The sequence below is a fragment of the Enterobacter sp. 4974935 genome (genome assembly GCF_058661735.1).
The window spans coordinates 2,677,288-2,690,983 of sequence record NZ_JBZWGT010000003.1; the positions used below are offsets into that span (position 1 = coordinate 2,677,288).

Genomic DNA, 13,696 nt, shown 5'->3' on the forward strand with positions numbered 1-13,696 from the left:
CGCCGGGCAATGTTTTACTCCGGGTCTGGAATACCCAGTTTGGTATTCAGTCGGCCCCGGGATTTATTAAAGATCTTATTCCCGTTCTCGCGCCCGGCACGGCGACGACGTTGCTCTTCTTCAGGCAGGATACTCTCTTCACTGCACAGCTCGCTACAGCAGCCATTAAACTTCTCGGCACATGCAGGACACTGAATAAACAGAAGATGACAACCGTCGTTTTTGCAGTTGGTATGCGTGTCGCACGGCGTACCGCACTGGTGGCAGTGAGCGATTACGTCCTCTGAAATTCGCTCGCCCATACGCTCATCAAACACAAAGTTTTTACCGATAAAACGCACCGGTAACCCCTGCTCGCGGGCGCGGCGGGCATATTCAATGATCCCACCCTCAATATGCCAGACTTTATTAAAACCGTTGTGTTTCATCCAGGCACTGGCTTTTTCGCAGCGGATCCCACCGGTGCAATACATAACGATCTTTTTGTCTTTATGCTCCTGCATCATCTCAACCGCTTTCGGCAGCTGTTCGCGGAAAGTGTCGGCAGGAATTTCCATCGCATTCTCGAAGTGGCCCACTTCATATTCGTAGTGGTTACGCATATCGATGAACACTGCATCCGGATCGTCGAGCATCGCGTTCACTTCAGCGGCCTTTAGGTACTCCCCCACATTAGCGGCATTAAAGTTCGGATCGTCGATGCCATCCGCCACAATACGCTCACGCACCTTCATGCGCAGCACCCAGAACGATTTGCCGTCATCATCCAGCGCAATGTTCAGGCGTAAGCCGTTAAGCGCCGGATCAAAACCATAAAGGAGATCGCGGAAGGCGCTGACTTTGCTTTCCGGCACGCTGATCTGCGCGTTAATACCCTCACGCGCCAGATAGACGCGACCAAACACGTTCAGGGCGGTGAAAGCCTGGTAAAGCGCATCGCGGGTCGCCTGTGGATCGTTGATGGTAAAATATTTATAGAAAGAGATCGTTGTGCGCGGTTCGGTTTCGGCCAACATACGCGCTTTCAACATCTCATTCGAAACGCGGTTGTGTAACACTGGCATGGTGTACAAGTCCTGCAATCGTTGAGAAATAAAAATCGGTCGGCATGATATAGCAAACAAAGACAATTTACATCCACACAATTTACGCTACATTTCAGTCAACCTGATTAATCAGACTTAACACTTGCATATTCTTTCATGTTTCGATGACAGACATTTTGGCTATGCCTCAAAAAATGAGACAATAGCCCTTCAGGACGTTAGAACACAGGACAGACATGACCCAGTTACCGAAATTTACTGCCGCGCTTTTACACCCACGCTATTGGTTAACATGGTCAGGCATTGGCTTGTTGTGGCTAATTGTACAGCTGCCTTATCCCGTAATTTTCCGCATGGGTAAAGGACTGGGCCGCATTGCTCAACAATTTATGAAGCGTCGCGCCAGGATCGCGTATCGAAATCTTGAGCTTTGCTTTCCTCAGATGAGCGAATCTGAGCGTCACGACATGGTGGTTAAAAACTTCGAATCTGTCGGCATGGGACTGATGGAGACCGGTATGGCCTGGTTCTGGTCGGATAAGCGCATGGCGCGCTGGACGGAAGTGGCCGGAACCGGCATGGATCCGGTGCATAATCTCCAGGCCAACCAGACTGGCGTCCTTCTGATTGGCGTTCATTTCCTGACGCTCGAAATTGGCGCACGCATGTTCGGCATGCAGGCGCCGGGTATTGGCGTTTATCGTCCCAACGATAATCCGGTGATCGATTTGATCCAGACCAACGGACGCATGCGCTCGAATAAAAGCATGATCGACCGCAAAGACCTTAAAGGGATGATCCGCGCCCTCAAATCAGGTGAAGTGGTCTGGTATGCCCCGGATCATGACTACGGCCCGCAATCCAGCGTGTTTGTCCCGTTCTTTGCGGTGGAAGAGGCCGCGACGACCACCGGGACCTGGATGCTGGCGCGGATGTCCAAAGCCGCTATCGTGCCGTTTGTGCCGCGCCGTAAGCCGGACGGTTCAGGCTATCAGCTCATCATGCTGGAGCCTGAACTCGCTCCGCCGCTCGACGACGCGGAAACTACCGCGCGCTGGATGAACGGCATTGTGGAGAAATGCATTATGCTCGCTCCCGAGCAGTACATGTGGCTGCATCGCCGCTTCAAAACCCGGCCTCAGGGCGTCCCTTCTCGTTATTAATCTGCATGCGGTCTTCCGGGCCGCAAGCTGTTTTAGCTTTAAAAGCTCCCCGTCATTGCGGCAATCATACCCCAGGCGCATAATTAGCAGGCTTATTACCTCACTGGTCACGGTGCCCTGCACCTCATTATGCGGATAGTTATGTCCTCCACAGATGCTCCCATAAACTGGAAACGCAACCTGACGGTTGCATGGCTGGGTTGTTTTCTTACTGGCGCCGCCTTTAGCCTGGTAATGCCCTTCCTGCCCCTCTACGTTGAACAGCTCGGCGTCACCGGCCATAGCGCACTGAATATGTGGTCCGGCCTGGTGTTCAGCATTACGTTCCTGTTCTCCGCCATTGCGTCGCCTTTCTGGGGTGGGCTTGCGGATCGCAAAGGCCGCAAAATTATGCTGCTGCGCTCCGCGCTCGGCATGGCGATCATAATGCTGTTGATGGGGGTGGCGCAGAATGTCTGGCAGTTTCTGATATTACGCGCGCTTCTGGGTCTGCTCGGGGGATTTATCCCCAATGCCAACGCCCTGATCGCAACCCAAATCCCACGCCATAAAAGCGGCTGGGCATTAGGTACGCTCTCCACTGGCGGCGTAAGCGGCGCACTGCTGGGTCCGCTGGCGGGCGGGCTGCTGGCCGACCACTACGGACTACGGCCGGTATTCTTCATTACCGCCAGCGTGCTGTTCCTCTGCTTCCTCGTGACGCTTATCTGCATCCGCGAGAATTTCACGCCGGTAGCCAAAAAAGAGATGCTGCACGCCCGGGATGTGCTGGCCTCGCTGAAAAACCCAAAGCTGGTGCTGAGCCTGTTTGTGACCACCATGATTATTCAGGTGGCCACCGGTTCAATCGCGCCTATTCTGACGCTCTATGTCCGCGATCTGGCGGGCAACGTCAGCAACATTGCTTTTATTAGCGGCCTGATCGCCTCTGTTCCCGGCGTGGCCGCGTTGCTGAGCGCGCCACGGCTCGGCAAGCTGGGCGATCGCATCGGCCCGGAGAAAATTCTGATCTGCGCCCTGATCCTCTCCGTCCTGCTGCTGATCCCCATGTCGATGGTGCAGTCTCCCTGGCAGCTCGGCGTGTTGCGCTTTCTGCTGGGCGCAGCGGACGGCGCGTTGCTTCCGGCGGTGCAGACGCTGCTGGTCTATAACTCCACCAACCAGATTGCCGGGCGTATTTTCAGCTACAACCAGTCGTTTCGCGATCTGGGTAACGTCACCGGGCCGCTGGTCGGCGCGGGGGTTTCGGCCAGTTTCGGTTTCCGGGCGGTCTTTATCGTGACGGCAGGCGTCGTGCTGTTCAACGCTGTTTATTCGTGGCTCAGCTTATCCCGGGCGCTACGCCCGGCGCGCATAACACAACATCGTGACGGCTAATTTACGCATTCATACTTGCAAAATCATATAATCAGCTATTCTTTCCCTGAATACCTTCACGAAAAACAGGGAGACACCAATGACCATGTACGCCACGCTGGAAGAAGCTATCGATGCCGCTCGCGAAGAATTCCTCGCCGATAATCCCGGCATTGAGGAAGAAGATGCTGACGTGCAACAACTCAATATCCAAAAATACGTCCTTCAGGACGGCGATATTATGTGGCAGGCCGAATTCTTTGCTGATGAAGGTGAGGACGGAGAATGTCTGCCGATACTGAGTGGTGAAGGTGCGCAGGCGGTATTCGACGGCGACTATGACGAAATTGAGTTACGTCAGGAGTGGCTGGAAGAAAATACGCTGCATGAATGGGATGAAGGTGAGTTTCAGCTCGAACCGCCGCTGGATACCGAAGAAGGTCAGGCCGCAGCGGACGAATGGGACGAGCGATAAGCTCTCGTTACTCGTAAGGGCCGTGGCTGGCATCGATGGGCAGCAGTAGCGTGTCGAAAATCAGCGAAAACGGCAGATCGAGCACGGTGAGATAGCGCCATGCGGAATCGCGGACATCCCACTGTACGCCGGGGTAGTACTGATTCCCGTGGCCCTGTCCGGGAATGGTGCGGCTGATGATGCTGCCGCAGCCGCTGAGCAGGCATGCCATCATGACGACGATGATTACTTTCATTTCTGACCTCTAAAAAAATACCGGCCTCACAGCCGGTATTTTATTTGGCAGGTGGCGCTTCGCTTACCCGCCCTACTTAACAACTTACTTCGTCTTCAGTGCCAGCGGATTCAGCTTCACGTCCTTGTAGTAGTTCACCCACGAAGAGTATCTCTCCGGAGAAGTCCACACGCGGTAGTGAAGCCGTGCCATCGTCACCGGATCGCTCAACAGCACCAGACGACGGTCGCGGTTAAGCTTTTCTGGCGTCTCGTTCAGCGCCTGCTCAACGTGGCGATCGCGGGCGATCTCCAGCACCTGGCTGGCGCGGTGACGCGCAGTCGCCATCGCGGTTGCGAGCGCGTTGAATGACGGGTTAAACACGGCGTGCATAAAGCCATCATCCAGCGTGCGTTTGCGGTTCTGCTCCAGATAGGTATCGGTATCCACCAGCACCTGCGGCGGAGAATACTCTTCCGGGATCAGGAATAGCTTCCAGCGTTTGGTACGCAGGCCCACCGTAGAACGGCTGGAGATCACCGACACAAATGGCGACAGGATCAGCGAGAAGACGATTGGCGCCAGCCAGAACAGGAAACGCAGATCCAGCCAGGCCATACCAACGGCCCACACCAGGCCCAGCAGCAGCTGAGAGCCGTGGCGCATAAAGGCTTCACTCCATGGCGTAGAGTCATCGTCACGCTGCGGTGAATTCCACACCACTTCCCATCCCAGGAACGCGCTCACCACGAATACCGTGTGGAACAGCATACGCACCGGTGCCAGCAGGACCGAGAACAGCACTTCCAGCAGCAGTGAAAGGGTTACGCGGCAGAAACCACCGTACTCCTTCGAACCTTTACACCAGATCAGAATGATACTGAGCAGCTTAGGCAGGAACAGCAGCACCATGGTCGACGCGAACAGCGCAATCGCCAGCTCCGGACGCCACTGCGGCCACACCGGGAACAGCTGGCGCGGTTGCAGGAAGTACTGCGGCTCCGTCAGGGCATGCACAACCTGCAACGCGGTCGAGAGTGCCAGGAACATAAACCACAGCGGCGCAGACAGATAGGACATGACGCCCGTCAGGAACACCGCACGGTGAACAGGGTGCATCCCCTTCACCAGGAACAGGCGGAAGTTCATCAGGTTACCGTGACACCAGCGGCGGTCACGCTTGAGCTCATCCAGCAGGTTCGGCGGCAGCTCTTCATACGAGCCCGGCAGATCGTAGGCAATCCAGACGCCCCACCCTGCGCGACGCATCAGCGCGGCTTCCACAAAGTCATGCGACAGAATGGACCCGGCAAACGATCCTTCACCCGGCAGCGGCGCCAGGGCGCAGTGCTCGATGAATGGCTTCACGCGGATAATAGCGTTGTGGCCCCAGTAGTGAGATTCACCCAGCTGCCAGAAGTGCAGACCGGCAGTAAACAGCGGCCCGTAGACGCGGGTCGCAAACTGCTGGCAGCGCGCATATAGCGTGTCCATACCGGACGCTTTTGGCGAGGACTGAATAATACCCGCGTTCGGATTGGCTTCCATCAGACGGACCAGCCCGCTCAGGCAGTCGCCGCTCATCACGGAGTCCGCATCCAGTACCACCATGTAGCTGTACTGGTTACCCCAGCGACGACAGAAGTCATCGATGTTCCCGCTCTTACGCTTAACACGACGACGACGACGACGGTAGAAGATCTGCCCTTCGCCCTGCACTTCAGCAATCAGCTCCATCCAGGCTTTTTGCTCTGCCACGCAGATATCCGGGTTGTAGCTGTCGCTCAGGATGTAGACGTCGAAATGCGCCGCGTTACCGGTCGCCTTTACGGACTCCCAGGTGGCACGCAGCCCGGCGAATACGCGGTCAACATCTTCGTTACAGATAGGCATGATCAGCGCGGTACGGTGCTCAGGATTGAGGGGTTCATCCCCGACCGTCGACGCGGAAATGCTGTATTTGTCACGCCCCATCAGCAGTTGCAGGAAGCCCATCAGCGCCGTCCAGAACCCGGCGGAGACCCAACAGAACAGCACGGCAAACAGCAGAAGGATGCCGCTCTGTAAAATATACGGCAGCAGCTGCATGAAGGAGACCCAGATATCCTGGCCAATCATGTCAGCAGGGTTAATCAATGCCCAGCCTTGGTACGGCAGAATAGTTTTCATGTACCAGGTGGCGACAACCGTCTGTGCCAGCGTCAGCAGCAGCAGAATGTAACGACGAATCGTTCCCACGGTACGCCATTTCTGCTCGGACGCCTGTTGTTCTTTGGTCAGACGTGACAGATAGCGCGGCGTCACGTCACGCCCACGCAGGCGATCCCAGAAGCGACCCACCGGGTTGGTGCGCCACGGATCGGGGAACATAGAGGAACGCGTGGCCTTCGGCATCGCCTGTAGCTGGTCACGCCCTTCGTCATCCTTGATTAACTGCCCTTCTGCCAGCGAGTCTGGCCATGCCTGCTCCAGACGTGCCTTCACTGACCCCAGCGGCGTATCATCATCACGGGAAAAGTGACGATGTTCACCATCCAGCGCGGTGTGAACCGCGCGGATGTCGCTCGCAGGGAGTGCCGCTTTTTCAATGTCCGTTAGCGGCATGGCATCAATATATTCAGATGTATTATTCATTGGCAGGTAGCTGATAGCTCCAGGTTTCACTCAGCGGCTTATCGTTACTGACCAGCGCGGCGCGCATTTCAGTGGTCTGTTTCGGATCTTTCACCTTCACGCGCAGGGTCAAACGCCACCCTTTGGTGACCGGATTGTAACGCACAGCGTTCTCAACGATTTCACCGTTATCGCCAATGCTGGCCTGTGCCGTCACGGCAGTATCCGGCGCCAGTTTTTTCATATCCTGCCCGGTGAAGTCCACGATAAATGCCAGCGTGCCATCCGGCTGACGAATCAGGTTGGACTGCTTCACGTCCCCCGTAGAACGACGCGTCTGCATCACATACGCATTATCCGGTGCGTGCAGTTTGTCTTCGTCACGGCTGAAGGTGATCGCATACTTGAAGTTCATCTCTTTACCGGCTTCAGGCAGCTGATCCGGTGTCCAGTACGCCACGATGTTATCGTTGGTTTCATCATTGGTTGGAATTTCAACCAGCTCAACCTTGCCTTTACCCCAGTCGCCTTTCGGTGTAACCCAGGCGCTTGGGCGCAGATCGTAGCGGTCGTCCAGATCTTCAAAGCGGGAGAACTGACGGCCACGTTGCAGCAGACCAAAGCCCTGCGGGTTTTCCATCGCAAAGCTGCTGACGGCGAGGTGTTTCGGGTTGTTCAGCGGACGCCAGATCCACTCGCCGTTACCAGTATGAATGGAAAGGCCATTAGAATCATGCAGTTGAGGGCGGAAGTTAGTCGCCGGAGACGGCTGATTCGGCCCGAACAGGAACATGCTGGTCAGCGGCGCGACGCCCAGTTTGCCCACTTTATCGCGCAGGTAAACTTTAGACTGCACGTCAACCACCGTGTCACGCCCTGGCATGATCACGAAGCGATAAGCGCCTGTCGCACGAGGGGAGTCCAGCAGCGCATAAATTGTCAGACGTTTGTCGGTTGGTTTTGGACGTTCGATCCAGAACTCGCGAAAACGTGGAAATTCTTCACCTGATGGCAGCGCGGTATCAATTGCCAGACCGCGCGCAGAAAGCCCGTATACCTGCCCCGCGCCAATCACGCGGAAGTAGCTGGCGCCAAGCATGCTGACGATTTCGTCGTTTTTATCTTTGCTGTTAATCGGGTAAAGCACCTTGAAGCCTGCGAAGCCGAGGTCTTTCACCGTGTCTTTATCGTGTTGCACATCGCCAAAATTGAAATAATCCGGGCTGTACTTGATTTTACGTACCGCGGTCGCCGTCACTTCATTGATGGCAACCGGCGTGTCGAAGTACATACCCTGGTGGTAAAATTCAAGCTTGAACGGGGTTTTAATATTGTTCCAGTACGCTTTATCGTGATTGAACTGGATCTGCTGATAGTCCGCGTATTTCATGTCGCGGAAAACGGAGGGCAGGTTACTTTTTGGCGCTTCGTAGCTCTTGCCCGCCATCGATTTAGCCTGTTTTGCGACATCATCGATGTTAAAGGCCAGTGCAGATGAGGTATACAGTGACAACAGCACTGCTACACCCAACCAACGCATTTTCATCATTTGTGGTTTATGTTTCATAATAAGTAAGCACTTCCCCCTTTGTGTGCTTATATCGATCCGATCCATTTTAATGGAAACTCAGGCAATCCGACAACATTATCACTGCTTTGTTCAGCTCGCTGGCTCATGGATTAAGCAAATGAAAGAACCCGCTTTTCACTTTGCGTGCTTATCCTGGAGACAGGGTGTCGGTCTTGGTGTAGGGTTGGCTCCGAATGTAACCATTATGAGCCTTAGGGATAAGGCGAAAAGTCTGAGAATGCGCAAAGTTATATGAGCACAACCCCTGTACAACGTGAATATTTCCTCGACTCGATCCGCGCATGGCTCATGCTATTGGGGATCCCTTTTCATATTTCACTGATCTATTCCAGCCACACCTGGCATGTGAACAGCCAGATGCCCTCCTGGTGGCTGACGCTGTTCAATGATTTTATCCATGCCTTCCGCATGCAGGTGTTTTTCGTCATTTCAGGCTATTTCTCTTACATGCTCTTCTTGCGCTATCCCCTCAAGCGGTGGTGGAAAGTGCGCGTGGAGCGCGTGGGCATACCAATGTTGACGGCCATTCCGCTGCTGACGCTGCCGCAGTTCATCATGTTGCAGCATGTTAAAGGCAAGGCGGAAAACTGGCCTAATCTCTCGTTCTATGAGAAATACAACACCCTGGTCTGGGAGCTGATTTCCCACCTCTGGTTCCTGCTGGTACTGGTGGTGCTAACCACGGTGAGTTTGCTGCTCTTCAGTCAACTGCGCCAGCGCGCGAGCGCCGCAACCTCGACCTTCTTCGCCAACATCACCCTGGGCAAGCTGTCGCTGCTGTTTCTTGCGCTGGGGGTCGCGTATGCCGCCGTCAGGCGTACGCTACTCATTGTCTACCCTCCCATTCTGAGCGATGGGCTGTTTAATTTCGTGGTGATGCAGACCCTGTTCTACATTCCCTTCTTCCTGATTGGGGCGCTGGCATTTATTCATCCCCGGCTTAAAGCGCTGTTTACCACCCCCTCCCCCTGGTGTGCGGTGGGTGCTGCGCTGGCCTTTGCCGCCTATCTTCTCAATCAGCGCTTTGGCAGCGGGGACGCGTGGATGTATGAGACAGAGAGCGTGATAACGATGCTGATGGGCCTGTGGATGGTTAACGTGGTGTTCGCCCTTGGCCATCGTCTGCTGAATTTTAAATCAAGTCGCGTCACCTATTTCGTTAATGCTTCACTGTTTATCTACCTGGTCCACCATCCGCTGACGCTGTTTTTCGGGGCGTACATTACGCCGCATATCAAATCGAATGCGCTGGGCTTCTTCACCGGTCTGGTCTTTGTGGTTGGCATTGCCATCGTGTTGTATGAAATCCACCTGCGGATCCCGCTTTTGCGTTTCCTGTTCTCAGGCAAACCTCAGGTTAAAGCGGGATAAAAAAACGGCGCCTCCAGAGCGCCGTTTTTGCTTTTCAGACATCAAAATGCCTGGCTGCGCGCGGTCAAAAGCCGCTGATACAGGTCGGCGGTGTGCTCATCGAAACAGACAAAAATGACTTTTTCCGGCATGGGTTTGAGGGAAAGGTAGTGATAAACGGTATTCACGGCGATCGTAGCTGCCGCTTCCTTTGGATAACCGTAAACCCCGGTGCTAATGGCGGGGAATGCCATGGTCTTATAGCCGTTATCTGCCGCAAGCCGCAGGCAGTTACGATAAGCCTGCTCCAGAATCTCAGCCTCATGGCTGTCGCCACCGTGCCAGACGGGTCCAACGGTATGGATCACCGCTTTGGCCGGGAGATCGCCCGCAAGCGTAATAACAGCATGCCCCGGCGGGCACTCTCCCTGCTGCTGGCGCACGGTTTTGCATGCTTCAAGGAGCTGAGGGCCCGCGGCCCGGTGAATGGCACCATCCACCCCGCCCCCACCCAAGAGGGAGGAATTGGCTGCGTTGACGATCACGTCAACGTGCACCGTCGTGATATCGCCATGAATAACGTCGATTTGCGGTCTCATAAACACCCTCTGCAACCCGCCTTTTTCATCAGTGTATCGCAGAGGGAGAAGGAGAAAAACTGTCGCGAAAAAAACGGCGGTTAACGGTAATCCACCTGAACGACCGCAAGCGTTTTCTTTTCATTCAGGTATTTCATGGTGACAGCGGCCAGCGCTGAGTGAGGATGATGGCCCCGGAGCGCCTCGTCATAACTGATGGTATGCGTTTTCATACGGTTATTTTCCGGGCAGGAAATCGCAAACTGCCGATGCCGGGGCGTGACTTCGCACGGGTCAGCGACCACCGCGCCACGAAAATGAATCACCCCACCATTCTCTATAGTTGCTGAATAAGCCGGAGAAAAAAAAGAGGACAGGATCAGTCCCAGACCAGAAATAATACACGCTGCGGATTTGAACATTATTTGTACTCCTCAATGAAATTCGTCCTTGAGGGGTAAAAACGCTCCGTTATGACGTATCAATTTAAGCAACCCGTTTGCTGGGTTCTTGATATCAGCATAGCTTACCTGTGCAGCGCCGCCACTTTATTAAATCATTGATTTTATGAATGATTAAAGCGTACTTGCCGGTGCGTTCCACTGCTGTGATAAATGAAGCGATTTTCCATCGGAAACGGTGACGATTATTTTTACCGCATCCCCTGAGCGAATATTTAAACTGATTCGCGTTAAATCAATCGGCTGATTAGCGGGTATAAAAAGAGTATTTTTCTGCCGCGATGTACTTTGTCCCCCCTGCCCCTGTCGGACAGATAGCACCTCAACCTGACATTCGCAGGCGTCTGCCAGCGTGACCTGAGGAATAAGGGTTGTCACATTTGCCTGCTGTGAGGTGCTGAACGTTATCTGGCTGGCAAGCGCGGCAAGGAGAATGAAGGTGCTCATGAGATCCTCCCGAAAAAAACAGGGCGCATGCCCTGTTTTTTGGTACAAAAATGAATCAGTACTGGTGTGCGGTCGCGTTGTTGCCGAAGCCAACCTGGTGCACAGTCACCGTTGAGCCGGACGCTGTCTGGTCTACCGCCGCGCCGTTGCCGCCGCCGAACTGTTTCACGTTGATAACAGAATCTTTGCTATTCCACTGGTCGATGGTGGCGCTGTTACCAAAGCCTTTTTGCAGCAGATCGATAGAACTGTCATCAGAGCCCTGGCCAACGTCTGCGCCGTTACCGCCACCATGCTGGGTAATGGTCAATTCAGAATCTCGGGCGTCCGTCTGCAAAGCAAGCGCGGAGTTACCGCCGCCGTACTGGTAAATGCTCAGGGTTGAGTCAGGGCCGTTATTGCCGCCACCCCAGCCACCACCGTGACCGCCGCCAAATTGTGGTACCGCACCTGCGAAAGCACTGCCAGAAACTACGATTGCTGCAATAACTGCCACTTTGAAAAGTTTCATGGTAAACCCCCATCGGATTGATTAAGGCGTCACACATCGCTAGCGTTGAATAACGCGAATAGCCATTTGCGACTGTCTCTGTACTACAACTGCTGTTTTCTGCGTACCATACTGCGTTATATTCGCCCTGTTACCCGAGCCTTTCTGGATAATCATGGCGGTGTTGCCAAAAGCGCCCTGCTTAATACTCGCATCGTTGCCGTTGCCGGTCTGATCGATATAAGCAAGGTTATACGTCCCTGACTGATCAACATTCGCGCGGTTATTCCCGCCCTCCTGGGAAATAACGGACAGCAATTTAGAACCGCCCTGGCGTACATCAGCATTATTTCCTGAACCCTGTTGACCAATAATGGCTGCCTGATTGTATGAAGCTTTACTTAATTCATTTATCGCAAAATTATATTCAGAACTGGCTAAATCTGAATCACCTGCGATTACAAACCCAGGCGCACCCAGTAATGTAAACATCATAAACAACGTTTTGTTTTTCATGCTGTCACCCTGGACCTGGCTATAAAAAAGGTATTCCTTACTCCGTTAACGCGATTCGTTTTGTTAACGCCGCGTTACGGAAAAGAGTATGTCTGCCGAAACATGTTTAATATCTCACCCGTGCGCCTTATTTTTATATTCCCCTTCACCTCAAAGTCGTAAATCTCGCCTGAAACGACGGGATACTCGCCTAAAGCAGAAACCAAAAATGTCTTCCTGCGCTTGTACAACAGCGAGACAGGCTGTCCAACCTGTACCGGCTTCTTCAGACAAAAACGACAATGCCCTTTGTCACGCGCGTGACACGAAGCAAGTTTTCTTAAGAAAAAATTCCGGCTAAGGGAAGTCTTATGTTTTTAGCAGAGTTCATACTTTTTACCGGCTGGCTTACAATAATAAAAAACCAGATAATACAACTCATTATAATATACCGTATGGTTTTTAAAATCTGTGCACGTTTATACACCTGTACAACTTTCCCCTTATCTTAAAATCTATTAGCCCTGCAAAATACACAAATAAATATTGAATTTTACATTTTGTTACAGGATTAACACTTGCTTTAAAGTTTGCAATAGCTAGATTGAAAACAGCAGTACGTTATTTGTTTTTAATTTTACCGCCTCCTTTGGAGGAAGGTTTTTTAACTACACACAGCAGTGCCACACCTGCAGTACTTCTGGTGCCCTTTTCAATAATACGAGGGCAACTGCCGGGTGTCATAAATAACGTGGGGTTTCATCATGTTTAATGAAGTCCATAGCTTACCCGGTCATACATTATTGTTGATCACAAAACCTTCCTTACAAGCGACAGCGTTATTGCAGCATTTAAAACAATGCCTGTCACTTAACGGGAAACTTCATAACATTCAACGTTCTTTTGATGATATCGCTCCTGGCAGCATCATTCTTCTCGATATGATGGAAGCGGATAAAAAACTGATCCATTACTGGCAGGATAATTTAAGCAGGAAAAACAATAATATCCGCGTGTTGTTATTGAATACGCCTGATGAGTATCCTTTCCGCGAAATTGAGAGCTGGCCGCATATTAACGGCGTGTTTTACGTTACAGAAGAAGAAAACCGTGTCGTGGAGGGTTTGCAGGGCATATTGCGGGGGGAGTGTTATTTCTCGCAAAAACTGGCCAGCTACCTCATTACCCACTCCGGAAATTATCGCTATAACAGTTCGGAATCGGCCCTTCTGACGCACCGTGAGAAAGAGATCCTGAACAAACTGCGTATTGGTGCTTCAAATATTGAAATCGCCCGTTCGTTATTTATCAGCGAAAATACGGTTAAGACGCATCTTTATAATCTTTTCAAAAAGATAGCTGTTAAAAATCGCACGCAGGCGGTGTCGTGGGCAAACGATAACCTCAGGCGTTAATA

Annotated in this window: 14 protein-coding genes; 5 read left to right on the forward strand and 9 right to left on the reverse strand. The window is 52.8% G+C overall.

Annotated elements, in window-relative coordinates; genetic code table 11:
* Positions 1 to 14: 14 nt before the first annotated feature.
* Positions 15 to 1,064: an oxygen-dependent tRNA uridine(34) hydroxylase TrhO gene (gene trhO, locus AC4OVS_RS14180; protein ID WP_023299780.1), complete on the reverse strand. Its 1,050-nt coding sequence runs from the start codon at positions 1,062 to 1,064 to the stop codon at positions 15 to 17.
* Positions 1,065 to 1,282: 218 nt separating this feature from the next.
* Between trhO and AC4OVS_RS14185 the strand changes: the two genes are divergently transcribed.
* The 3 genes from AC4OVS_RS14185 (at position 1,283) to AC4OVS_RS14195 (ending at position 4,040) form a co-directional block, all read left to right on the forward strand.
* The gene (locus AC4OVS_RS14185) at positions 1,283 to 2,209 is read left to right on the forward strand and encodes a Kdo(2)-lipid IV(A) acyltransferase (RefSeq protein ID WP_022647709.1); all 927 of its coding nucleotides are present in this window, start codon (positions 1,283 to 1,285) and stop codon (positions 2,207 to 2,209) included.
* Positions 2,210 to 2,350: 141 nt separating this feature from the next.
* Positions 2,351 to 3,586, forward strand: coding sequence for a multidrug efflux MFS transporter MdtG (gene mdtG / locus AC4OVS_RS14190; protein WP_022647708.1), 1,236 nt, complete (start codon positions 2,351 to 2,353; stop codon positions 3,584 to 3,586).
* Between the two features lie 79 nt (positions 3,587 to 3,665).
* On the forward strand, positions 3,666 to 4,040 hold the full coding sequence (locus tag AC4OVS_RS14195; protein WP_003858026.1) for a MysB family protein: 375 nt from the start codon (positions 3,666 to 3,668) through the stop codon (positions 4,038 to 4,040).
* A 7-nt stretch (positions 4,041 to 4,047) separates the two neighbouring features.
* Here the strand turns inward: AC4OVS_RS14195 and AC4OVS_RS14200 are convergent, their stop codons facing one another.
* The 3 genes from AC4OVS_RS14200 to mdoG form a co-directional block, all read right to left on the reverse strand.
* Positions 4,048 to 4,275, reverse strand: a complete 228-nt coding sequence (locus tag AC4OVS_RS14200; protein ID WP_003858030.1) for a YceK/YidQ family lipoprotein — start codon at positions 4,273 to 4,275, stop codon at positions 4,048 to 4,050.
* Positions 4,276 to 4,359: 84 nt separating this feature from the next.
* Complete coding sequence (mdoH, locus tag AC4OVS_RS14205) at positions 4,360 to 6,888, reverse strand: glucans biosynthesis glucosyltransferase MdoH (RefSeq protein ID WP_022647707.1); 2,529 nt, start codon at positions 6,886 to 6,888, stop codon at positions 4,360 to 4,362.
* Entirely contained in the window at positions 6,881 to 8,434 is a 1,554-nt protein-coding gene (gene mdoG / locus AC4OVS_RS14210) for a glucans biosynthesis protein MdoG (RefSeq protein ID WP_491922512.1), read from the reverse strand. Before mdoG ends, mdoH begins: the two co-directional genes overlap by 8 nt.
* A gap of 255 nt (positions 8,435 to 8,689) precedes the next feature.
* Here mdoG and mdoC point away from each other — a divergent pair, with 255 nt between their 5' ends.
* Positions 8,690 to 9,829 carry a glucans biosynthesis protein MdoC gene (gene mdoC, locus AC4OVS_RS14215; RefSeq protein ID WP_491922513.1) on the forward strand — a complete coding sequence of 380 codons (1,140 nt, stop codon included), beginning with the start codon at positions 8,690 to 8,692 and terminating at the stop codon, positions 9,827 to 9,829.
* A 41-nt stretch (positions 9,830 to 9,870) separates the two neighbouring features.
* On the opposite strand, the gene ymdB is transcribed toward mdoC, so the two are convergent.
* The 5 genes from ymdB to csgB form a co-directional block, all read right to left on the reverse strand.
* Positions 9,871 to 10,407: an O-acetyl-ADP-ribose deacetylase gene (ymdB, locus tag AC4OVS_RS14220; protein WP_150314847.1), complete on the reverse strand. Its 537-nt coding sequence runs from the start codon at positions 10,405 to 10,407 to the stop codon at positions 9,871 to 9,873.
* 80 nt (positions 10,408 to 10,487) lie between these two features.
* Positions 10,488 to 10,808, reverse strand: a complete 321-nt coding sequence (locus AC4OVS_RS14225; protein WP_045307928.1) for a YmdA family protein — start codon at positions 10,806 to 10,808, stop codon at positions 10,488 to 10,490.
* A gap of 153 nt (positions 10,809 to 10,961) precedes the next feature.
* Entirely contained in the window at positions 10,962 to 11,294 is a 333-nt protein-coding gene (csgC, locus tag AC4OVS_RS14230; RefSeq protein ID WP_491922514.1) for a curli assembly chaperone CsgC, read from the reverse strand.
* Between the two features lie 55 nt (positions 11,295 to 11,349).
* Complete coding sequence (csgA, locus tag AC4OVS_RS14235) at positions 11,350 to 11,805, reverse strand: curli major subunit CsgA (RefSeq protein WP_003858043.1); 456 nt, start codon at positions 11,803 to 11,805, stop codon at positions 11,350 to 11,352.
* Between the two features lie 39 nt (positions 11,806 to 11,844).
* Entirely contained in the window at positions 11,845 to 12,300 is a 456-nt protein-coding gene (csgB, locus tag AC4OVS_RS14240) for a curli minor subunit CsgB (RefSeq protein ID WP_023299774.1), read from the reverse strand.
* A 743-nt stretch (positions 12,301 to 13,043) separates the two neighbouring features.
* Between csgB and csgD the strand changes: the two genes are divergently transcribed.
* Positions 13,044 to 13,694 carry a biofilm master transcriptional regulator CsgD gene (csgD, locus tag AC4OVS_RS14245; RefSeq protein WP_006809293.1) on the forward strand — a complete coding sequence of 217 codons (651 nt, stop codon included), beginning with the start codon at positions 13,044 to 13,046 and terminating at the stop codon, positions 13,692 to 13,694.
* Positions 13,695 to 13,696: the final 2 nt, after the last annotated feature.